The 22,848-nt window shown below is 58.9% G+C and carries 16 protein-coding genes; 10 read left to right on the top strand and 6 right to left on the bottom strand.

Annotated elements, in window-relative coordinates:
- Window positions 1–616: 616 nt before the first annotated feature.
- The 3 genes from C7123_RS07980 to C7123_RS07970 all read left to right on the top strand — a co-directional run bounded on the left by C7123_RS07980 (window position 617) and on the right by C7123_RS07970 (window position 6,006).
- Window positions 617–1,087, top strand: coding sequence for a DIP1984 family protein (locus C7123_RS07980; protein WP_069174677.1), 471 nt, complete (start codon window positions 617–619; stop codon window positions 1,085–1,087).
- Entirely contained in the window at window positions 1,084–2,445 is a 1,362-nt protein-coding gene (locus tag C7123_RS07975) for a DUF2130 domain-containing protein (RefSeq protein WP_069174676.1), read from the top strand. The genes C7123_RS07980 and C7123_RS07975 overlap by 4 nt, the downstream gene beginning before the upstream one ends.
- Window positions 2,446–2,844: 399 nt before the next feature.
- The gene (locus C7123_RS07970) at window positions 2,845–6,006 is read left to right on the top strand and encodes a glycosyl hydrolase (protein ID WP_069174675.1); all 3,162 of its coding nucleotides are present in this window, start codon (window positions 2,845–2,847) and stop codon (window positions 6,004–6,006) included.
- An 842-nt stretch (window positions 6,007–6,848) separates the two neighbouring features.
- On the opposite strand, the gene C7123_RS07965 is transcribed toward C7123_RS07970, so the two are convergent.
- Together C7123_RS07965 and C7123_RS07960 are read right to left on the bottom strand one after the other, a co-directional pair.
- Window positions 6,849–8,321, bottom strand: a complete 1,473-nt coding sequence (locus tag C7123_RS07965; protein WP_069174674.1) for a RagB/SusD family nutrient uptake outer membrane protein — start codon at window positions 8,319–8,321, stop codon at window positions 6,849–6,851.
- A gap of 27 nt (window positions 8,322–8,348) precedes the next feature.
- Window positions 8,349–11,348: a SusC/RagA family TonB-linked outer membrane protein gene (locus C7123_RS07960; protein WP_069174673.1), complete on the bottom strand. Its 3,000-nt coding sequence runs from the start codon at window positions 11,346–11,348 to the stop codon at window positions 8,349–8,351.
- Window positions 11,349–11,611: 263 nt separating this feature from the next.
- On the opposite strand from C7123_RS07960, the gene C7123_RS07955 reads away from it, so the two are divergent.
- Window positions 11,612–12,502: a mechanosensitive ion channel family protein gene (locus tag C7123_RS07955; RefSeq protein WP_069174672.1), complete on the top strand. Its 891-nt coding sequence runs from the start codon at window positions 11,612–11,614 to the stop codon at window positions 12,500–12,502.
- Window positions 12,503–12,834: 332 nt separating this feature from the next.
- Here the strand turns inward: C7123_RS07955 and C7123_RS07950 are convergent, their stop codons facing one another.
- Window positions 12,835–13,056 carry a dephospho-CoA kinase gene (locus C7123_RS07950; RefSeq protein ID WP_069174671.1) on the bottom strand — a complete coding sequence of 74 codons (222 nt, stop codon included), beginning with the start codon at window positions 13,054–13,056 and terminating at the stop codon, window positions 12,835–12,837.
- 557 nt (window positions 13,057–13,613) lie between these two features.
- Between C7123_RS07950 and C7123_RS07945 the strand changes: the two genes are divergently transcribed.
- Together C7123_RS07945 and C7123_RS07940 are read left to right on the top strand one after the other, a co-directional pair.
- Window positions 13,614–14,105, top strand: a complete 492-nt coding sequence (locus tag C7123_RS07945) for a hypothetical protein (RefSeq protein WP_038012362.1) — start codon at window positions 13,614–13,616, stop codon at window positions 14,103–14,105.
- Window positions 14,106–14,110: 5 nt separating this feature from the next.
- Entirely contained in the window at window positions 14,111–15,529 is a 1,419-nt protein-coding gene (locus C7123_RS07940; protein ID WP_083206774.1) for a THUMP domain-containing class I SAM-dependent RNA methyltransferase, read from the top strand.
- Window positions 15,530–15,618: 89 nt separating this feature from the next.
- Here the strand turns inward: C7123_RS07940 and C7123_RS07935 are convergent, their stop codons facing one another.
- The 3 genes from C7123_RS07935 to C7123_RS07930 form a co-directional block, all read right to left on the bottom strand.
- Window positions 15,619–17,256 carry a DUF4139 domain-containing protein gene (locus C7123_RS07935; protein ID WP_069174670.1) on the bottom strand — a complete coding sequence of 546 codons (1,638 nt, stop codon included), beginning with the start codon at window positions 17,254–17,256 and terminating at the stop codon, window positions 15,619–15,621.
- Between the two features lie 13 nt (window positions 17,257–17,269).
- Complete coding sequence (locus C7123_RS12930) at window positions 17,270–18,070, bottom strand: DUF6261 family protein (RefSeq protein WP_069174669.1); 801 nt, start codon at window positions 18,068–18,070, stop codon at window positions 17,270–17,272.
- Window positions 18,071–18,489: 419 nt separating this feature from the next.
- Window positions 18,490–19,107, bottom strand: coding sequence for a TetR/AcrR family transcriptional regulator (locus C7123_RS07930; protein WP_069176304.1), 618 nt, complete (start codon window positions 19,105–19,107; stop codon window positions 18,490–18,492).
- A 142-nt stretch (window positions 19,108–19,249) separates the two neighbouring features.
- On the opposite strand from C7123_RS07930, the gene C7123_RS07925 reads away from it, so the two are divergent.
- The 4 genes from C7123_RS07925 (at window position 19,250) to C7123_RS07910 (ending at window position 21,971) form a co-directional block, all read left to right on the top strand.
- On the top strand, window positions 19,250–19,843 hold the full coding sequence (locus C7123_RS07925) for an NDR1/HIN1-like protein (protein ID WP_038012356.1): 594 nt from the start codon (window positions 19,250–19,252) through the stop codon (window positions 19,841–19,843).
- Between the two features lie 171 nt (window positions 19,844–20,014).
- Window positions 20,015–20,446, top strand: a complete 432-nt coding sequence (locus tag C7123_RS07920; protein WP_038012353.1) for an Hsp20/alpha crystallin family protein — start codon at window positions 20,015–20,017, stop codon at window positions 20,444–20,446.
- A gap of 224 nt (window positions 20,447–20,670) precedes the next feature.
- Entirely contained in the window at window positions 20,671–21,195 is a 525-nt protein-coding gene (gene tpx / locus C7123_RS07915) for a thiol peroxidase (protein ID WP_037984020.1), read from the top strand.
- Between the two features lie 53 nt (window positions 21,196–21,248).
- Entirely contained in the window at window positions 21,249–21,971 is a 723-nt protein-coding gene (locus C7123_RS07910; RefSeq protein ID WP_069174668.1) for an SDR family NAD(P)-dependent oxidoreductase, read from the top strand.
- The last annotated feature ends 877 nt before the right edge of the window (window positions 21,972–22,848 follow it).

Below are 22,848 nucleotides of genomic sequence, written 5' to 3'. Positions count from 1 at the left end.
CTTGCGGGGTTCCCGGCATTCGCCGAGACGTTTGCGCAGGCCGCGCAAGTATCCCGGCATTTGCCGAGACGTTTGCGCAGGTTGCGCGAGGCTCCCGGCATTTACCGAGACGTTTGCGCAGGCTGCGCAAGTTCCACGGCATTTACCGAGACGTTTGCGCAGGCTGCGCGAGGCTCCCGACATTCGCCGAGACGTTTGCGCAGGCTGCGCGAGGTTCCCGGCATTTGCCGAGACGTTTGCGCAGGCTGCGCGAGGCTCCCGACATTCGCCGAGACGTTTGCGGGGCTCCCGCAAACGCCAAAAAGTTCTTCGCGGCATTTGCAGCATTCCTGCAAACGCCGAAAAGTTTTTCGTGAGACTTGCAACGGTGTTGCAAACGCCAGAAAGTTTTTCGCGGCACTTGCAGCATTCCTGCAAAGGCCAAGAAGTTTTTCGTGGCACTTGCAGCGTTTCTGCAAACGTCAAGGCAAACGCCGCGAGTCCTGCGGAACTCCCGCAAGGGGCTTTGTCTTCGTTTCGACAATACCGAGGACGTGTCGCTAATGCTGCTGCGACTTACTTTTGCGCGCCCATCAAAGGGGGATCTACATTTAATCATATAGCAATAACGACTACGATGAAACTGGCAGAAGCGCTCAGCCTCAGGGCTGACTTACAGAAACGAGTGAACGAGCTGAAGGTGCGGTTTAAGGACAGCGCCAAGGTGCAGGAAGGCGATACGCCGGCGGAAGATCTGGCTGCGCTGGATGTGGAGCTGAATACGGCTTTGGAGGAATTGGAGGATCTGATCTACCGCATCAATGCAACGAACATGCGGACGGTGCACGAGGGCGAGACAGTAACGCGACTCATGGCCCGTAAGGATGTGCTGGCCATGCGTGTACAGCTGATGAAGGAGGTGCTCAGCCATGTGGTGGAGGGCGATGCTCGCTATGGGCGCAACGAGATCAAGACGGTGCGCGTGGTGTATGTGCCCGACCTGCGCCGACGCACGGACGCTGCGGCACGCGAACTGCGTGAACTGGACATGAAGATCCAAGCCCTGAACTGGTCTGTGGACTTGATCGAAGAAGACACGAACAAATGAAGGAACTGATCTGTCCCAATTGCCAAAAGGCTTTCAAGGTGGACGAGGCTGACTATGCGGCCATCCTAATGCAAGTCAAGGATCGCGAGTTCAAGGCCGACCTCGACCGACGCATTGCCGAACTGCACAAGCAGCACGAGGCTGAGCAGGCGGCAGCGACCCTGAAGGCCAACCAAGCCTACGAGCGTTCCTTGCAGCAGCGGGAGGTCGCGCTGAAGGAGAAGGACGCGACCATCGCACGCCTCGAAACGCAGCTGAACGGCATGGAGGAGAAGAAGCAGTTGGAGCTTAGCGCACAGCTGGCGCGCAAGGAGCAGGAGATCGACCGTCTGAAGGCTGAGATCAAAGGCAACGACGACCGAGTGAAGCTCGAAGTGCTCAAGGAAGGACAGCGATGGAGGGAGGCCCTGCAAAAGGCCAAGAGCGACGGCGAGCAGTTGCAGCACGAGATCAAGCTGGAGCAACAAGCGGCCGCCATCCGCGAGAATACGCTGAAGGAGGACTATGAACGGCGCCTCAAACAACAGCAGGAGCAGGTGGATTATTACAAGGATCTGAAGGCCCGAATGTCGACCAAGATGATCGGCGAGAGCCTCGAGATCCATTGCAGCACGGAGTTCAACCGCGTCCGTAGCAGCGTCTACCCCAACGCCTATTTCGAGAAGGACAACGACGCCAGCCGAGGCACAAAGGGCGACTTCATCTTCCGCGACCATATCGACGGCATGGAGTACATCTCCATCATGTTCGAGATGAAAAACGAAGCCGACACCACCGCCACCAAGCATCGCAACGAGGACTTCCTGGCCAAGCTCGACAAAGATCGCCGCGAGAAAGGCTGCGAATACGCCGTGCTGGTCTCCCTGCTTGAGCCCGAGAGCGAGCTCTACAACGAGGGCATTGTGGACGTGTCGTACCGTTACCCCAAAATGTTCGTCGTCCGCCCGCAGTTCTTCATGCCCATCATCGCCCTGCTCACCCAGGCCTCGCGCAACAGCGTAGCCTACAAAAAGGAGCTCGAGCAAGTGCGCCAACAATCGGTCGACGTGCACAACTTCGAGGAGCAACTGGAGACGTTCAAGGACGGCTTCGCGCGCAACTACCGCTTGGCCAGCGATCGCTTCCGCACAGCCATCGACGAGATCGATAAGTCCATCGAGCATCTGCAAAAGATCAAGGAGGCACTCGTAGGCTCAGAAAACAACCTCCGCCTGGCCAACAACAAGGCTGAGAGGCTCACCATTCGCAAGCTCACCTACAAGAACCCGACGATGAAGCGCATGTTTGACGAGGCCCGCGCGGCGAACCAAATGGAAGAGGTCTCGGAGGAGATCGAGGAGGGGGAGGTGGATGAATAAGTAAGACATAAAGGCAGCGTTCGTCTATTATCAGCGGCGTACGGGGGCGGTACAAACCCGCCTCACTCCCCCCGGGGAGACGAGGTAAAAAGTCATCGAATTAGAAATCGAGCCCGCATTGTGCACATCGGCACAGCGCACAGGCGCAGGGAGCATACCCGAAACGTAATTGATTCGGTGCATTGCGCATCACCACGTATCGACCGACGCCACGACGCGACGAACGCGGGTGGGACAGTGGGTAGAAGGGCTGCGGCACACACATGGGTGCTGCGGCCCTTCGTCTTTTTCGGGGGCACCGTCAGGAGGAATGGGAATCCGCACACCCCACACCTCTCTCCGGGTTTTAACCGCGTCCTTACTTTTGCCTCCGTGAATCGCAAACGACATATCCGGTTGATGGTCCTACGGTCCCGACGCCTGATCGTAGGCGCGTGGCGTACGGCTTGGCTCACGGGCACGCTGTGGCTTGGACTCACGGCTTGCAATGGTGGTGCGGGCGGCAGCGCCGACGGCAGCGACTTTGTCGACCCCTATCTGGAGCAGGACTCGGGCGGACGACGCAACGACGTCACCCGATTCCAGAACAGCGCAGACCTGGCTCGCGACTTCACCAATCCCCCCTCCTACGCACGCCCACGCATCGTCTGGCAATGGCCCGGCGGACGCATCTCGGAAGAAGGCATCCGGCACGACCTGACTGAGATGTGGCGTGTCGGCATACGCGGCGCCGTGATCTACGAGACGGGAGTCTCCGCCCCGGATCGCACGCCGGGCGCAGCCTCCATGGGCACAGGCTTTATGAGTCCGCGCTGGCGTGCACTCTTCCGCTACGCCTGTCAGGTGGCCGACAGTCTAGGCATGGAGATCGGCCTCAATCTGGGCAGTGGCGCCGATAGCGGGGGGCCGTGGATCACGCCCGAGCTGTCCAGTAAACGCCTATTCTGGAGTCAGACGGACGTCGAGGGGGGCCGACGGATACGCATTCAGTTGGCACTGCCCGAGGGCGTGATGATGCGCCCGGGGCTGAAGGTGCCCTTCTACATCCCAGTGGCCGTGCTGGCTGTGCGCATGGACGACGCCTATGGCGGCGAGGAGGAGGTGCCTACGGAACCCTCGACCGAGCCGACGGACTCCACCGCGACCGATGCGCCCAAGACCACGACACGCGTGCTGCTGCCGATTCGTCCGGGCGACGTCTACGACCTCAGCGAGCGCGTCGACGCCGATGGCAATCTCTCATGGGAGGCGCCCGCAGGCACCTTCCGCCTCTTCCGTTTCGTCTGCTCGGGTTCGGGGCGGCGATCGGCCCACGCTACGCCGGGTGCGGGCGGACTGACGCCGGACTTCCTCAGCGTGGAGGCTACCGACGTGCACTTCGACCACACCGTGACGGTGCTCCTTGGTGAGATGCGTGACCATCGGCCGCAGAGCTGGACTTATATCACGGACGACGGCGCCATGCCGTCCGATGCCGACTGGACACCCTCGCTGGCCACGGAATTCCGACGCCTGAATGGCTACGACCTCACGCGCTACCTGCCCGTCTTTGCGGGTCTTACGATCGAGAACTACGACGTCTCCGAGCGCTTCCGTGCGGACTATCGGCGCACGGTGGCCGACCTGTTGGCGCGCAACCGTTATGGACGTCTCCGCGAGCTGGCTCACCAGCGTAACCTCAGCATCCACCCCATCAGCCGATCGGCCCTATCTGTGCCCGCCGACGCGGTGCGCAACGCAGCTTTCAGCGATGTGCCCGCGGCCCATTTCCGCCTCCGTACGCCCTCGCCCTTAGCAACCTATCCCACGGGTAGGGACGCGTCGATCAAGATCGCGGCTTCCGCTGGCCACCTCTACAACCGGCGATTCATCGCCGCCAAAGGCCCTCAGACGGATGGCGGCGGCGGATGGGAGGTGGACCTCCGCGCCCTTAAGCCTCTCGTCGATCGCGTCTATGTGCAGGGCGCGAACCGCATCTTCATCAACGCCTTTACGCACTCGCCCGCCTCGGCCGGCGTGCCGGGCATCGAGTGTCCGGACGGCGTCTGCTTCAATGCCAACGCTACGTGGTGGCGCCAGTCACGGGCCTTCCTGACGTGGACGGCTCGCAACGCAGTCATGCTGGTGCAGGGCAAGCCGGTGAGTGACGTCTGCGTCATCTGCGACGACGAGGCGGCGGCCTGTGAGGCCCTGCTCCGACGGGTGGAGGAGGAGTTGGGCGGACGGTATGACTACGACGTGGCCGGTACCGATGCCCTGCTGACACGTATGACTGCGCACTCCAGCGGCGCCATCGTCCTGCCCGACGGTGTGCGCTATCGCCTGCTCGTCCTGCCCGATCGTCCCGCCATGCGCCCCGAGGTCATGGCCAAGATCAAGGAGCTGGTGCGGGGTGGCGCCGTCGTCATGGCGCCTAAGCCGCTGACCACCGTCGGCCTGCAAGGCTACCCAGAGTCTGAGGCACTGCTCCGCGCCGACGCCGATTCCGTCTGGGGGCGCACGTTCACGGGCGAGAGCGTCTTTGGGCGTGGGCGAGTCGTTTGGGGCAAACGGCTCAGCGAGGTGCTGAGCCATATCGGCGTCCAGCCCGACTTTGAATACATCGGCACCCCGCCCCTCGGCACCCACCTCAGCTATATCCATCGCACGACCGACGGGGCCGACCTCTACCTCGTGGTTAATCGGCGCGACCGACCGGAGTTCGTCAACCTGACCTTCCGCAACGGGGGTGGTCGTCGGCCTGAGATCTGGGATCCGATGACGGGCACCATGACGCCGCAGCTCATCTTCCGCAGCGACCGGCTGGGCCGCATCAGTGTGCCCGCCTTCCTGCCACCCTACGGCTCGTTCTTCGTCGTCTTCCGCCGCCCGATCGAGGGGCCCTACTTCACCGCCCTCATGCGCAACGGCGACGACCTCTTCCCCAAGCTCCCCCCCTACCCCTTCGGTCAGGCGCCCGTGACGACCGTCGACGGCGGCGCAGCCTTCTGCTTCCAGACCGGCTGGAAGTATGGCCTACAGAAGCGTGGCGGCCGTCGGTTAGCCTTGCGGGGCTATCACACGGAGACGGTGCCCGTGGCCACGGCCTGGAGCGTCTGGTTCGACCCGCGATGGGGCGGCCCCGGCGAGCTGCGTTTCGATCGCCTCTACTCCTGGCCTACGCACCCCGACCCGGGCGTGCGCAACTATTCGGGCACGGCCGTCTATCGCAACACCTTCCGCCTCTCGACCGCCCAGCTGAGCCATACGAACGTGGTGCTGTCGCTCGGGCAAGTGCTCCATCTGGCGGAGGTCGAGATCAACGGCCGACCGGCTGGCGTGTGGTGGTGTCCGCCCTACGAGCGGGAGGTGACGTCGCTCCTCCGCGAGGGCGAGAACACGTTAGAGGTGCGCGTGACAAACCTCTGGCCCAACCGCCTGATTGCTGACCTGCGCGAGCAGCCCTCCGACCGCCTGACGCAGACGAACCTGCGCGGTCGCTACACGGGCGGATCGCCTTCCACCATCTCCGGCCTCCTCGGCCCCGTGCGGCTCAGCGTTCGCCCCATCAAACGACCGTAAGGAGAAACGCAAAACCACCCAGTTTGGCTCCAATCGGGGTCGGGTTTTGCTTCAAACCACCTGGTTTGGCCTAAATCGGGGTCGGGTTTTGCTTCAAACCACCTGGTTTGGCCTAAATCGGGGTCGGGTTTGCTTCAAACCACCTGGTTTGGCTCCAATCGGGGTCGGGTTTTGCTTCAAACCACCTGGTTTGGCCTAAATCGGGGTCGGGTTTCGCTTCAAACCACCCAGTTTGGCTCCAATCGGGGTCGGGTTTTGCTTCAAACCACCTGGTTTGGCCCCAATCGGGGTCGGGTTTTGCTTCAAACCACCTGGTTTGACTCCAATCGGGGTCGGGTTTTGCTTCAAACCACCCAGTTTGACCCTAATCGGGGTCGGGTTTTGCTTCAAACCACCTGGTTTGGCTCCAATCGGGGTCGGGTTTTGCTTCAAACCACCTGGTTTGGCCTAAATCGGGGTCGGGTTTTGCTTCAAACCACCTGGTTTGGCCTAAATCGGGGTCGGGTTTCGCTTCAAACCATTGGTTGGGCCTAAATCGGGGTCGGGTTTTGCTTCAAACCATTGGTTGGGCCTAAATCAGGTTCGGGTTTTGCTTCAAACCATTGGTTGGGCCTAAATCAGGGTCGGGTTTCGCTTCAAACCATTGGTTTGGCCTAAATCAGGGTCGGGTTTCGCTTCAAACCATTGGTTTGGCCTAAATCGGGGGTGGGTTTTGCTTCAAACCATTGGTTTGGGCCTAAATCGGGGGCTAACCTCTCTCTCGCCCTTCTCCATAAAAGCAAGCGCCCCCGAATATGCGGCAAGGCATATCCGGGGGCGCGGTGCATAAAGATTCAGAGGCGCTACTTCTTCGGCAGGGCGTCTGACCAGCCCGGCGTCTGAGTCACACCGAAGCCGGCGTTAACCTCGTCCGCAGGGATGGGATAAACAAGGTCAGAGATCTTGTAGTTCGTGTAGGTATACTTCTCATTCGGCGCACTGATGGCGTAAACCTCAGTCTGCTCATCCCAACGGCGGAGATCCCAGAGGCGGAATCCCTCCTGGAAGAGCTCGCGGGCACGCTCATCCTTGATGAAGCTATAGAGGGCGTCCTTCGTCTGCGGCAGGTCGCTTACGGCCTTGATCGATACGTCTCGGCGAGCCACATTGAGCAGGGCCTTGCGAGCGCCGTCGAGGTCGCCCTTCTGGAGGAGTGCTTCGGCTTGGATGAGGTACATCTCAGGGGCATTGACGATGTAGTTCGTAGCGAAATAGGGCGAACTACCGGCTAAGTTGAACTTACCGCCGCCGTAGTACGGCGTCGCAGGTTTGTTTCGTGCCCCCCATGTCATGATGGATCGGCGGGAATCCGACTCCTTATACAGCCGCTGCAATTTCGGGCTCGGGCTGAAGCAGTAGGCGCTCCAAACGTTGCCGAGTGAGGAGGCGCCAAAGTTCTTCGTGGCGTTGATGGCCAGAGAGAAGAAGGATTCGTTGTTGCTCTGCTCGCCGGCATAGAGAGCACGGTAAGCAGCGGGCGTATCGGCCAGTGAGGTGACCTTGGCAGAGTCTAACGCAGCGCGTGCGTGGGTGATGGCCTCGTCCCAGTTCTCCATATAGAGGTAAGCGCGTGCCAAGACGCCGTGAGCGGCCGGGATGCGCCAGTAGACGCGCTCGGTGCGGCTGCCACCGGACTTGAAGTGTGCCAGAGCGTTCTTAAGATCGCTCACCACAGCGGCGTACGATTCGCCCACCGTGGAGCGCGCTACCTGCGTCTCAGGAAGGATGACCTGATCCGAAATAACAATGCCCGGACGATCGGAGAAATCCGTGCCGTTGACCTTGATCTGATGGCTGAAGATGTTCGTCAGCATCAGGCGGGCATAGCCACGCATGGTGTAGGCCTCGGCCATGTCACGATCGAGTTCTTTCTTCTCATCGTCCGAGGCCTTGTCATAGAGCGCCTGTGCACCGACAATAACGCGAGTAGATTGGTTGATGGCCTTGTAGCCATATTCCCAGATGTCGGCCAAATAGCCTTCTGTATCCAAATAGGTGTAACCGTAAATGGCAGACCAGTGTCCGGTGACGCCGTTCCAGTAGGTAACGTCGGTAGGGATGTCACCGATGGCAATGGCGTAGTTACCGGCGAAACGGTAGTTGTAGAAGTTGTCGTAGGTGCCGTTGAGGGCAGAGCTAACGACGGGCACAGTGGTGAGCCCCTCAGAGAGGTCTTGCCCCCGGTAGAACTTCGTGTCGAGAAAGCTGTCGCCGCAGCCAGAGAGTCCGGCTGTCAACGCTACAGCAACGAGTGTATGAATGAGGATTTTCTTCATTGCTATTCTTCTTGAATGGGTCATGAATTAAAATGTGATTTGAACGCCACCGATGAGGGTCCGCGAAGCGGGATACTGCCAGGCGATGTACCCATTGTCGTAGGTCTCGGGGTTATACCCGACAAAGTCCGAAGCGGCGAAGGTGTAGAGGTTGTCTACGGAGGCGTAGACGCGCACGCGGTTCATGTACGCCTTCTTAGTCAAGTTGGCCGGCAGGGTGTAGCCCAGGGTCAGGTTGCTGACGCGCAGGAAATCGCCACTGAAGAGGAAGCGTGTAGAACGTTGCGTGGCCTGGTTCGGATCGCCGAAGATGTATTGCGGATTCTTGGCGTCCTTGTTCTCAGGCGTCCAAGAGTCTTCCACGATACGCTTGAGCGCCGGGCGATTGTTCATGCCCCATCCGGTGAAGGAGGCCCCAAAGTCAAACACCTTGCTGCCCAAGCGATAGTTGAACGTCGCAGAGGCGTCGAGGCCTTTCCATGTAAGCGAGGTGCCGAAACCGCCGTACACCTTCGGATCGGCCGATCCTACGTAGCGCTTGGCAGCCTTGCTGTAGTTGCTCGTTGTCTCGTTGCCTTCCTTATTGAGATACCACAACGGTTTACCCGTCTCGCGATCCACACCGGCGTATTCCTTCATCCAAAATTGGCGATAGGGGCGTCCCTCTTCAATGATGGTGTAATTGCCTTCGATCGGCTTATGGTCAGCCAGCTCGATCACCTTGTTTTGGTTATAGGTCATGTTGACGTAAGCCGTCCAGTTGAGGGTTTTGTTGCGAACTAAGGTGCCGTTGAGGGCTACTTCAACCCCCTGGTTACGGATGGAGGCAATGTTCTTCAGCAGCTCTTTAAAGCCCGTGGGACGAGACATAGGCACATTATAAAGCGCGTCGGTAGTGGTCTCGTTATAGAAGTCTACGGAGAGGTTGTAGCGGTTGACGAAAGAGAGGTCGAAACCGACGTCAAACTTCTTCGACGTTTCCCACGTCAGCTCCGGGTTAGCATACTGTTCGGGGGCGATACCGGCGGCCAGGTTGTAGTTATGCCCGGCGCCATAGAGGCCACGCGCGGCATACCAACCGATGTCTTGATTGCCGACCGTACCATAGGATACGCGCAGCATGGCGTTCGTGAGCTTCGAGTTGTCCTTGAGGAACTCCTCGCCCGATACGCGCCATTTGCCACCCACGGACCAAAAGTTACCCCAGCGGTGGTTGGCTCCGAAGACGGACGAGCCGTCGCGACGCAACGCCAACGAAGCGTAGTACTTATCGGCATTGGAGTAATGAGCATCCATGAAGTACGAAGCCAGACGAGCCTCGCGGATGCTGACCTGCTCATCCTTCCAACTGGCAGCCGTAGTCAGTTCGCGCTGGCCGATAGAAGCATAGGGGAAATCAGAGCCGGTGAGGTAGGTGTACGAGTAATGTTTACGCTGCGACTCCTGACCGATGAGGACGTTGAGGTCGTGTGCATTGATCCGTTTGTTCCATCCGGCGATGTTGGTCCAGGTGACGATCGTGGAGCGCGAGGTGTACTGCGATCCGGCGCCGTTCTGCTGCATACCGTCGGGGTCATAGATGGCGCTGTTGTAGCCATACTCGTTGAGGTCGTTGATATTCACGCCGAGCGTAGTCTTCACATAGAAGCCACGGCCGAGGTCAACTTGCAAATACGGGCTGAGATTGACCACCTGCGTCTTCGTGCGGTTGATGTTACCTAACTCGGGGTCGTTCACGGCCAACGGATTCACCTCGTCGATGTGCGTGTAGTTCCCGTTCGCATCACGCGGCGTGTAGAACGGTTTCATGAGCGAAACGGCAGCCACGAGCGGGCTATTCATCGTGCCAGAAAGGCCCTGCGAGAAGCCGTTCTTGACGGAGTAGGTGAACGAGGTGTTGGCGCCCACAGTGAGGCGGTCGAACTTGCTATCCACGTTCAGTCGGCCGGTAAAGCGAGAGAAGTCGGAGTTGATCACGATACCCTCTGCGTCCATATATCCGAGACCAAGGTAGTAGCCCGTCTTGCCGGTGCGACCGGACACGTTCAGGTTGTAGTCCTGATAGTGGCCCGTACGAGTAACGAGGTCGAACCAGTCGGTGGACGAAGTGCCGTCCCAACCATAGTTCTTCGTCAAGGTCTTATAGGCCGCATCGTAGTCGGCAGCGCGACCAGCAGCCACCCATCCCTTGGCGTAGAGATCCATGGACGACTTGGCGTCGGCGTAGTCCATGTTGTGGTTGCCCACAGAGACAGCGCCCTGCTTCATCTCGAAGTTGACCGTCGTAGCGCCCTCAGCGCCCTTCTTGGTGGTGATGACGATCACACCGTTACCAGCGCGCGAGCCATAGATGGCCGTTGCGGCAGCGTCCTTGAGGATGGTGATGTTCTCGATGTCAGAAGGGTTCAGCGCAGACATCGGGTCCACGTTGTTGTTGCTCGTGGAGGAGCTACCCTCGTTCTCAGCATTCACAGGCACACCGTCGATCACATACAGCGGGGCCGTACCCGAGTTGAGCGATCCGCGGCCGCGCACAAAGACGCTTCCGAACGTTCCGGGCATACTCGTGGCGTTGTTCATCTGCACGCCTGGCACAGCGCCCTCGAGCGACTTCATAAAGCTGGCGTCGGTCTTCTTATTCAAGGCCTCCTTGTCCACAATGGCGGCGGCGCCGGTGAACGAGGCGCGGCGCTGGGTGGTGTAACCGGTGACTACGACCTCGTCGAGCAACTCGTTGTCACCCTTGAGGACGACCGTCACGCGGGGCGCTACGGCCACCTCTTGCGTCTTATAGCCGATGTAAGAGACGACTAACGTCTTGGCACCTGCGGGCACCGAGAGGGTGAAGTTCCCATCGATGTCCGTCACCGTTCCCGTCGTCGTACCCTTCACTAATACGGAGGCACCGATGACCGGCTCTCCGTCGTCAGCCGAGGTGACGGTCCCCGTCACGCTCGACACCTGGGCCGAAGCCCAGCCTACCCCCAAGAGGAGGAAGGCTAACATGTACAGTACTTTTTTCTGCATACTCTTTGTTTGATTAGTAAAACGGTTTGTTTTTGCGGCGGCAAAACTATCTGTAATAGGATCATCTCCCCAATCTCCCCCCACAAAACAGAAAATCAGCCATCGATTACCCCCAATCTGTAGAATCATCTTACGGCAACAGCTTCCTTTCATCACCCCCTCGCGGAAAGAAATTCGGACACGGGGAAGCGCCCCTAACCGACTGGCACAAGGCGCACGCCTACCTTTGCCACACATCAAACATCCCCCCTATTCCTATTATTATGCTTACCGCCGCCACCCTCCCCGACTTCGGCCTGAACCTCGACGCCGACTTTCATAGCAAAGTAATCCTCTCGGTCATCGTCCTTGTGGGCGTTTGGCTCGCTCGTGTCCTCATCCTGCGCATGGTGTGGCGGAGCACAACGAACCATAAGGTGCGCTATCGCTGGAAGCGCGCCCTCTCATACGCCGCGCCAGCCTGCCTCTTCCTCTTCGTGGCTCTGGTCTGGATCAACGCCTTCCGACACGTCAGCACCTACCTCGGCCTCCTCTCGGCCGGCATCGCCATCGCCCTCAAAGACCTCCTGGAGAACATGGCCGGATGGCTCTTCATCGTCATTCGCAAACCCTTCGCCGTGGGCGACCGCGTGCAGATTGGCGACGACCGCGGCGACATCATCGACATCCGCCTCTTCCAGTTCACCATCCTCGAGATCGGCAACCGCATCGACGCCGAGCAGAGCACAGGCCGCATCATCCACATCCCCAACGGCCGCGTCTTCACCATGCCTCAGGCCAACTATGATCAGGGCTTCCGGTATATCTGGAACGAGGTCAGCCTCCGCCTGACCTTCGATAGCAATTGGCAACGTGCGCGTGAGATCCTGCTCGAGGTGCTTAACCGTTACGGCGGCGACGTCGTCCTCGACGCCGAGCAGGGGCTGAACGAGGCCAGCAAGATGTACTACGTGCACTACCAGCACCTCACGCCCATTGTCTACATCGCCCTCATGGAGGACGGCATCACCCTCACCGGACGCTATCTCTGCGAGCCGCGCCGCATACGCAGCACCGAGTCCGCCATCTGGGAAGACCTCCTGACCACCTTCGCCACCCACAACGACATCCGCTGGGCTTACCCCACACGGCGGTTGGTGGGATACGGCGACTAAGCAGCCGCCGGCTCACCACGCCCCCCGGGATCCATGGATCCTGCGAAGTATCCCAAAAGCAAAGCCCCGGAATCGTGAACTCCGGGGCTTTGTGAAAAGAAACGTGCTACGCTTGGGGAGGAAGCGTGCACCGATCGTTTATTTCATCCAAAAAACGATCGATGCCAATCACCGCGAGCTTGGGAAAATCGATCTTCTCCAAGACTTCAAAGTGTCCGTAGTGACACACAAGGTGTATTCACCTTGCAGAAACGACTGCCAAACGGGATAGTAGCGACTCCGCGACGAGATAGCCATCAGCAGGCAGTTCGTATCCAATACGATCTTACCGCTCATGGCCGATAGGGGGTCCGTTCGTGGAGGTGGCGAAACGATTCTACACGCTCTTCCGTCAGGCGGCCATCCGCCCACATGCGATCGATCTCTTCTGCGGCCTTGCGGGCAAAGTGGTCCGAGATGGCCTGCTTCAGTTCGGCCGGCTCCTCAGGGGTCTTTATCACAGACATCAGTTTGAGCATTTCCAATTGGGCTTCATTGAGAGTCGTTGCTTCCATATATAATCCGTCTTTGTTGGTGGCACAAAAATACGACGCCTCCCCCGCGCGGCCTTAGACTCCACCTCCTTCTTGTACCAAGCAAACTTCCCTGCCTCGGCAGAGGCCTGCGCGAGAGTAAACAGGCGCCTGTTTGGCGCTACACAATTTGCGCGAGGGTAAACAGGCGCCTGTTTGGCGCTACACAATTTGCGCAAGGGTAAACAGGCGCCTGTTTGGCACTACGCAATTTGCACGAGGGTAAACAGGCACCTGTTTGGCGCTACACAATTTGCGCAAGGGTAAACAGGCGCCTGTTTGGCGCTACACAATTTGCACGAGAGTAAACAGGCGCCTGTTTGGCACTACACAATTTGCGCGAGGGTAAACAGGCGCCTGTTTGGGGCTACGCAATCTGCGCGAGGGTAAACAGGCGCCTGTTTGGCACTACACAATTTGCACGAGGGTGAACGGGCGCCTGTTTGGGGAGCGGAAGGCCATTTTTCGTTTGTAGGTTTTAGTTTTTCGCTTCCTACGCCCCTACCTTTGTCCCATCATCATCAAAATAGCAGACCATTATGAAGAAGTATCTCATCTTACTGGCAGCCGTCATCATGGCGCTGACCGCGTGCGAGGGGCCCATGGGGCCTCCGGGACCTGTCGGACCGCAAGGCCCTCCGGGTACGGGATCCGGATCAGGGGATCATGTCCGTTGGAAAGTCTTTGAATACACCGTCCTGGAGCGCGATTGGGAACTGGTGGGCGGCAAGGATGCGCTCAATTCGCACTACATCTTTGAGTTCAAAGAGAACCTCCTGACCAAAGAGATGACCGAAGGAGCCATCGTGGGCTACCGGATCTTGACGCTCGACAACGGTAGCAAGGTCTACACCCCGATGCCCTACAACCTGCCTCGCGGGGAGCGCAGCGGCAACCGAGAGAACCTCTGGAACGAAGTCTACACCTTCGACTTGCAAGCCGGTTCGATCGCTTTCTATGCCTATTACTCTGACTTCAAAACCGGAAACCGCCCCCCGACGTGCAGCTTCCGCATCGTCATACTCTATTAATAGGAATGGCTGACGAACAATTTGATTTAGTAGCCAAAACGCTCTACGGACTGGAGGATGTGCTGGCCGACGAGCTTCGCGCACTCGGTGCCGAGGCCGTCGAGACGGGCCGACGCATGGTGGCCTTTCGTGGCGATAAGGCCATGCTTTACAAGGCCAACTTCCACTGTCGAACCGCCCTGCGCATCCTCAAGCCCGTGGCCCGCTTCCGTGCCGAAAACGCGGACGAGGTTTACGAGGCCGTCAAGGCCGTCGAGTGGGAGCGATACCTCTCGCCCGAACGCACCTTCGCCGTGGACGCGGTCATCTATTCCGAGAATTTCCGCCACTCCAAGTTCGTGGCTTACCGCACGAAGGACGCCATAGCCGACCGCTTCAAGGAGCGCACCGGCCAGCGCCCCTCCGTGCGCCTGAGCAACCCGGACATGGCGATCCATATCCACATCTCGCACAACGATTGCACGCTGGCCCTCGACAGCTCGGGCGAGAGCCTGCACCGCCGTGGATACCGCGTGGAGCAGGGCGAGGCGCCGCTGAACGAGGTCTTGGCCGCCGGCATGATCCTCTTGACCGGATGGCGCGGCGAGTCGCACTTCGTCGACCCCATGTGTGGCTCCGGCACCCTGCTCATCGAAGCCGCCATGATCGCCCTCAACATCCCGCCCGGCGTCTATCGCAAGGGCTTCGCCTTCGAGCGCTGGCCAGACTTTGACCGCGAGCTTTTTGAGTCGATCTACAACGACGACTCTGGGGAGCGCGACTTCGAGTTCCTCTGTCACGGCACCGACATCTCCGCCGACGCCATCCGCCGCACCGAGCGCAACGTGCGCAGCGCCGGCCTCTCGCGCTACATTACGCTCCGCACCATGCCCTTCCAGCAGTTCATGCGCGCACCGCAACCCGCCATCCTCGTCACCAACCCGCCCTACGGCGAGCGCATCGCGATGGACAACGTGGCGGAGCTTTACGGCATGATCGGCGAACGGCTGAAGCACGTCTTCATGGGCTGTCAGGCGTGGATCTTGAGCTACCGCGACGAGTGTTTCGACCACATCGGCCTCCGCCCCAACGCCAAGCTCCAGCTGATGAACGGCGAGCTGACGTGCGAATACCGCGGTTACGAACTCTTCGCCGGCACGAATAAGGACCATCGCAAGGCGCAAAACGAGGCTCCACCCACCCGCCGATTCGAGCGTGGCGAACGCACAGCGCATTTTTCTCGTGGCGAGCGTCCGGAGCGCAGCGAGCGATTCAAACGCAGCGATCGGCCCGAACGTTCTCCACGCGGCGAGCGACCAGAACGCAAAGAGCGCAATGAGCGGCCAGTCCGCAACACATTTACCGGCAAGCCTCGCCTCAGTCGGCTCGACCTCGACGCCCTGCGCCGAGCCATCGACAAGCCCGACGCCACGGCCGAGGAGTAGCCTCACGTACCGAAAAAAGGGGGGACGCACCTTGAGAATCCAATCTCGGTGTGTCCCCCTTTTGTTGTTACAAGTGATCGGTGACTGAGTTACAGATCGAGGTCCATGCCCTTCGGATACTTCACGCTATAACTGAAGGTGAAGGTGCGCGCCTCGCCGGCCTTGAGCGTCACGTTCCACGTCACGACACCCGTTTCGGTGTTGTTCGTCGTCGGCGTGGTGGTGTCCTTGAGCAGCTCCACCTCGATGTTTTTCTGCGTCGAGATGGGATACTGATCCTTGAGCGTGAGGCGGACGTCACGCTTGCGATTGTTCTTCACCGAGATCGTGTAGGCGAACACCTGCCGTGTGTCTGAACCGAAGGCTTTCTTGGCGCTGAAGTCCTTCACCTTCTCACGCCGTATGGTGATGCGTTTGTCGGTGCCGAGCGTCAGGGTGAGCTTCTTGAGCGCCTCGGCATTGTCGATGTAGGTCTCGCCGAGGTAGACGCCGTCGTAGGTGATCTGCGCCGATCCGCTGGGCAGATCCAGCTTGTCGCTCTCCTTGATTTCGGCCAGGAGGTAGGCATCCGTGTCCAGCTTCGGCGCGGCGTAGTAGTAATAATCCGCGGCGGCCTCCTGGGTGCGCAGGTCGATGTTTTGCTCCTTGCCGTTGCCGGGGATGGTGTAGGGCAGATCGATGGCGTAGATGGTGGCCACGGCCGAGTTGTCGCTCACGATCACGTGATCATCGAGCGACATCTCCATCGGCTTGGCCTCTGCCATGTCTTCGACCGCCATATCGGCCTCTGCCTTGGCGACGGATCGGGTCTTCATGCTATACGCGTTCTGCACGGTCATTTCGGCCAACATCATGGGGGGATTCTCGCGGAGGAACCAGGTGTTGAAGAGTGGCGCCACGCGTCCATTGTTGGGCGATCCGGTGGAGAGGGTCAGCTTCACCTGCTTCCAGTCGACGCCCGTCGTCTGCTTCACTTTCGCTTTCTGCACGATGCGGATCGGCTTCTCGGGCGACTCCACGTTGATGCTGTAGTAAGGCGTCCAGCTGGCGGCGAAGGTGCAGTAGCTCACGGCCACGCGTACGGCGCCGGCCACGGGTGCCGTCACGTTCAGGCGCAGCGCTCCGGCATTGTGACCCGCCTCAGCGAGCTGCTGACTGAGCCGCTTGACGGTGACCTCGCACGTCTTCTTCTCCTCACGAAGGCGAATCAGCTCATTTTCGATGGCCATCATCTTCGTCTTGTAATAATCCATGCTCCGCGAAAGCTCATCGAGCGACACGCCGCGCTCGGACGGGGTGGCCATCTTTTGCGTCATGCCCGTCTCGAGGAGTTTGAGCATTTGCTCGTTCGTCTTCGTTTCGATGCCGATCTGGCGGAGCTTGTTTTCGTACGTTCGGAGTGAGTCCAGCATGCGTTGCGTGCCCGCATCGGCGGCCTTATCGGTCTGGTGGCGCGGCACATACTCGTAGGCCGTGATCAGGGCGCCGCCGCTCATGCCGATCCGGAGGCTGCTCTCGTCGATGCCTGAGCTGAGGCCTTCGATCCACACTTCGTTGTCGCCCTTGTCCAGTGTCACCGAAGCGGTATGCTCCAGCACAGCGCCGCGATAAAACACGGTCGCCTCGTTCAGTTTTGCCGGTGCCGATTTGGGTTCGCCGCCGGCCAGTGCATCCATTGTCATGCTCATAAATAAAATACCTGCTGTGATTAATAGGGTCGCTTTCATATTCTCTTTTCTATTAGGGGTTCGTGGCAAAGGTAGACGGTGCCGTGCTCTCGGCCGCTGCCTCGGCGAGGGCGGCGGCGTTCTTTTTGGCGCGTCGGGTACCGGCGCGTCGGGCGAGGAGCTCGGCGTAATGCTTACGGAGGATGTTGACGCCGGAGAGCGTCCGGCTCCACGCCTCCACCTCGGGGTAGGCGTCGGCCATGACGGCCAGGTAGAGGCTGAGCCGGGTATAGTCCTCCGTGATGGCGCGGCGCATGATCCCGACGTCGACCGGGGTGCGCTGAGCTTCATTGGCGCGGCGCTGGGCCGCGTGGGTGCGATAGGCCTCGTTGGCGGCGCGGATAGCGTCCACGTCCGTCTGCAGGTGGAGCCGCTGGACGGCTTCGGCGTAAGGCGATTTCGTGAGGTCGTTGAGGAAGTTGTCCGTGGCGCCGGTCAGCTTCTGGACGTTGAGGGGGTAGACGAGCCGATGCTTCCGCCAGAGGATGTTCAGCGCCTTGTAGGCCTGGTGGTCCTCCACGTCTTCGGACAGCCGATAGACCTTGAATCGGAGTCCGAAGCGGCTGATGGCTGTCCGCCGCTCGCTGTTTTTCGTGTGGGCCACGGCCGTCTCGGGCCTCCGCTGGGGGTCGCGCGTGGCGCCCTCCAGGGGTCCGATAGCGGCTTTGATAGCCATCGTGTAACGCTTCAGCGGCGCGTCCGTCTCGATCAGCGTCGCACCTCTCATTTCGATCTGTTCCACCGTCTCGCGCATCAGCGTGATGAACTCCATCTGCTGCAAACGGGTGGTGTTGCAAGCCATTAATTCCTTCATATCGTTATTCCTTCTGACTTCTTCTGACAAGGGGGTGAATCCGGCGTATAAGCACTCATTGTCTGCAGACAAATCGGCGTATAACATGTTTCAATCTCTATTGTCTATAGACAAACCTCGCATTTACATGCTTCAAATACTCTTGTCGGCAGACAAAAGTATGCATTATATCTATACACATCTATTGTCTACGGACAAACCTACCCAAAATAGGTAACGCCTCGTTTTGTCCATAGACAATCCTATGTTTTAGATGTAAACGACCATTTTGTCTGCAGACAAAATCAACTGTAACACGTTTTCCAGCCCATTGCCGACCGTCAACCCTCCGCCCGAAAACAAAAAGCCCCCATCTGCAACAGCAGACAGGGGACAAACGTGCGGGAGTAAGGCGAGGGCGACAGTAGCGCCCCCTCTTCTCACAGTCCCAGCAGCGCCTTCCAGCCGGCGGTACCGAAGGCCAGGTATTCCGAAAGAAAACGCTCGATGTCGGCCTCCGAAAGCTCGTCGTGACGGACGATCTCGCCCATGACGATCAGCCAGAGCGAGCTGACGGTGCGGAGGAAGAAGGGCGATACGTCGCCCGTGACGCGGTCCGGATAGCGCTCCTTCATCAGGCGGATGTAGCGGATGCCCTCGCGAGTCTGGCGCTCGCAGAAGTCGTCGCGGAAATGCTCCAACGACGAGCCTGCGGCGTGGAAGAGCAGCAGGCGGAGCTCGGCGCGAAAGTGCTGCGGGAGGCGCATGAACTCGTTCAGCATGTGCTCCTGGTACGACTTCATGGAGTACACGTCCGTGGTCAGGTAATAGTCGCTGTTGTGACGGGCCAGGAGGTCTTCGAAGGCGTCGAGCAGGGGCTGCAAGACGGCCCGAAAGAGGGTGTCCTTGTCGCGGAAGTAGTTGTAGATGTTGCTTAGCGTCACGCCCGAGAGGCGGGCTATGGTGCGCATGGAGGTATCCTGAAATCCTCGCTCGAGAAACTCCGCCCGAGCGGCTTGCAGGATGGATGCGTGGTTCTGTGTCTTGGATTGTGCCATGATGTCTCTGTAAACTCCTTTCTGTCGATGCATGATATCGTCCATTTTCTATGTGCGACAAAAGTAGGGGGCTTTGTAGAAGGAGGCGGCGGGGCCTACTTTTGCGGCCGATAAACCCCAAATAATTAATGTATCACAGCGTATGAAGAAGAAAAAGATGATGTGGCTCTGTGCCGCCGTAGCCGTGGTCGTGCTGGCCACGGCCTGTGGTGTGACGAAGGATCTGGAGAACGCTTACAACCTCAAGGATTGCAAGTATTCCTACCGCTCGATCTCGAATATCCGGGTCAATAACGAGGAGCTGGGACTGGTGAGCGGTGCCAAGCTGCTGGCCCAACTCAGCAGCGGCGGATCTATCTCGTCGCTACCGCTACAGTTCACGCTCAACCTCAACGTGGAGAATCCGAACGCCTCCGCTGCAGCTTTCCAGGCGATGGAGTACAAGGTGTCGATCGACTCGCTCGACTTTACCGAGGGCAAGCTCATGGAACCGTTCAGTGTGAATGCAGGACAAACGAAGACGCTCAGCGTGGGCATCGGTACGGACGTCGGACGACTCTTCTCCGGAGAGTCACGGGGCGCCATGATGCGGATCTTGCAGAACCTCGTCGGCTGGGAATCGAAGACCCAATCGACCGTCACGGTGCAGCTGCGCCCGACGTTTAACGTAGGCGGTGTGCCCATCACCTCGCCGCTCTACATCCCGGTTAGCTTCAAGATTGGCGGGAAGAAGTAACCCTGCACGACTGACAGAATTGACAGTCCACTCCGGACGAATTGTCCGCCTCCGATTTCGGTACACGGTTTGCAATAAGGGAGGGAGAAGCGGCCGATCCCCCGCAAGAGGGAAAGGCGCTTCAGACAACCCAACAACATAAGCAGTAACATAAAAACGGAGGATTAGAAAATGACTTTAGCAAGAAGGAATCAGAACTATTGGTTGCCGTCGATCTTCAACGACTTCTTTGAGAACGACTGGATGAGTAGACAAGGCACCACGGCCCCGGCCATCAACGTGAAGGAGTCGAAAGACGCTTACACCGTGGAGGTGGCTGCACCGGGCATGACGAAGTCAGATTTCAGCGTCAACATCGATGCCGACAACAACCTGGCGATCTCTATGGAGAAGAAGGACGAGCACAAGGAGGAGAACCGCGAGACGCGTTACCTGCGCCGCGAATTTTCCTACGCCAAGTTCCAACAGACCATGATCCTGCCCGACGATGTGGACAAGGATCGCATCACGGCCCGCGTGGAAGACGGCGTGCTGCTCATCGGTCTCCCCAAAGTGTCGCGTGAGGAAGTGCATCGCTTCGGACGGAGTATCGAGATTGCATAAGCCGGACACATTCGGCAATGTTTAGACACACGAGGAATTACAGAAAACAGCGTGTTCATGGTAATGTATTGAAAGTGGATGAGGGACGGTGGTTCGGCGCTACAAGGACGCTCGGGCCTCCGCCCCTTTTCTGTTTCCCCCGCTGCCGCGAACACACCCCTTGATATATGAGAACAACCATAACCATCACCCTATTATTCATTCAATCCATCATTCAATTAGTCATGGCACAAGAGAAAGAGAACCAAGGTGTAGTAACGTTCGCAGGAAACCCTGTGACGCTGCTCGGAGAACTGATCAAAGTGGGCGACACTGCGCCCGAATTTACTGCTACGGGCGAGGGCCTGAAACCCGTCCGCCTGTCTGACTTCAAGGGCAAGACCGTGATCCTGTCCGTCTTCCCGTCGGTCGACACGAAGGTGTGCGCCGCACAGACGCGCCGCTTCAACAAGGAGGCTTCGGAGCTGTCGGAGAACGTGGTCGTGCTGACCCTCTCCAAAGACTTGCCCTTCGCGCTCGGTCGCTTCTGCGCCGCCGAAGGCATCGACCGTATCCACACGCTCTCGGACTATCAGCACTCCGAGTTCGGCCTGAAGTACGGTTTCCTGATGAAGGAGAACATGCTGCTGGCGCGTGGCGTAGTGGTCGTGAACCCCGAAGGCAAGGTCACGTATGTGGAGTATGTGAAGGAAGTAACCCACGAGCCGGATTACGCTAAGGCGCTTGAGGCTGCTCGCGCTGCGCTCTGATCCGCCACGTATGAACGTATGACTGCCGTAGAACGGACATAGTTCCCCCCCTTATGAAACGAGCAGTAATCGTTGGAGCCACCTCGGGCTTGGGCCTGGAGGTGGCTCGTTTGTTATTGGAGCGGGGCTGGAGCATCGGGGTGGCCGGCCGACGCGTCGAGGCGTTGGAGCAGCTGCGGGCCGTGGCGCCGGACCGCGTCCGGGTCCGTGCCATCGACGTCACCCAGAGCGACGCCCCGGACCGTCTCCACGCCCTCATCGACGATCTCGGCGGGATGGATCTCTACTTCCACTCCTCCGGCATCGGTCGGCAGAACTCGGACTTAGATCCGAGCATTGAGCTGTCCACGGTCCGCACCAACGGCGAAGGCTTCGTGCGTATGGTGACGGCCGCCTACCGCTATTTCCGCACCCAAGGCCGCGGACACATCGCCGCCATCACGTCCGTAGCCGGTACGCGTGGCATGGGCGCCGCCGCGGCTTACTCGGCCACGAAGCGTTTCCAGCGCACCTACCTCGACGCCCTCGCCCAGCTGGCCCACCGTGAGGGTCTCCGCCTGCGCATTACGGACATCCGCCCGGGCTTCGTCCGCACCGCCCTCCTCAATCCCGAGGTGCGTTACCCGATGCTGATGGAGCCAGCGCCCGTGGCCCGACGGATCGTCGACGCTGTGGAGCGTAGGCGTCGCGTGGCCACCATCGATAGGCGCTACCGTGCGCTCGTCCTCCTCTGGCGCCTCCTGCCGCAGTGCGTCTGGGAAAGGATGAAGATCTGATGGGCGGCTGCGGCCGCCGGCGAAGTTTTCCCCATCACGTTTCGGATACATCCATACCCGGCCAACTTGGCCGGCGCCCCTGGCGCCTTGATCTTCTTTTGCTTCTTTTCTTGCATCAAGGCAAGGGCGGCTGCGGCCGCCGGCGAAGTTTTCCCCGTCACGTTTCGGATACATCCCATACCCGGCCAAGTTGGCTGGCGCCCCTAGCGCCTTGATCTTCTTTTGCTTCTTTTCTTCCATCAAGGGAAGAAAAGATGACCCCAAGGCGTAGCGTCAAGCGAGTAGATATTAAGCCTTGATTTCAAGATTGACTGGCAGGCGAGTTGATACTAAATCTTGATTTCAAAATTGACTGGCAGGTGAGCTGATACTAAATCTTGATTTCAAGATTGACTGGCAGGCGAGGTGATACTAAATCTTGATTTCAAGATTGACTGGCAGGCGAGCCGATACTAAATCTTGATTTCAAGATTGACTGACAGGCGAGCTAATACTAAATCTTGATTTCAAGATTGACTGGCAGGCGAACTGATACTAAATCTTGATTTCAAGATTGACTGGCAGGTGAGCTGACGTTAACCCATAAGCCTAAGGGTTGATAATCTGCGACTCGGAAAGGCCTCTTAGCCCCCACACCCCACGGAAAAAGAGAGGGAGACGATTGCCGTATCGCCTCCCTCTCGCTGTTTACAGGCCGGGAGCGCGCGACCCCACGGCATGATTACGGGTAAGAAGCTGTTTGGAATTTATTTCGGAGGATATTCAGAGAATATTTCCGGGGATTTTGTTTCATCTTTTAAGGAGCATAGCAAGCTATGTGACGAAAAAGATGGGACAAAAGGGCGGAAATAGGCCTGAATAGGCCCGAAATAGAAAG

The organism is Tannerella serpentiformis (assembly GCF_003033925.1).
GTDB lineage: Bacteria > Bacteroidota > Bacteroidia > Bacteroidales > Tannerellaceae > Tannerella > Tannerella serpentiformis.
The sequence above is the reverse complement of the archived record's forward strand: the minus strand, read 5'-3'. Positions and strand labels throughout refer to the sequence as shown.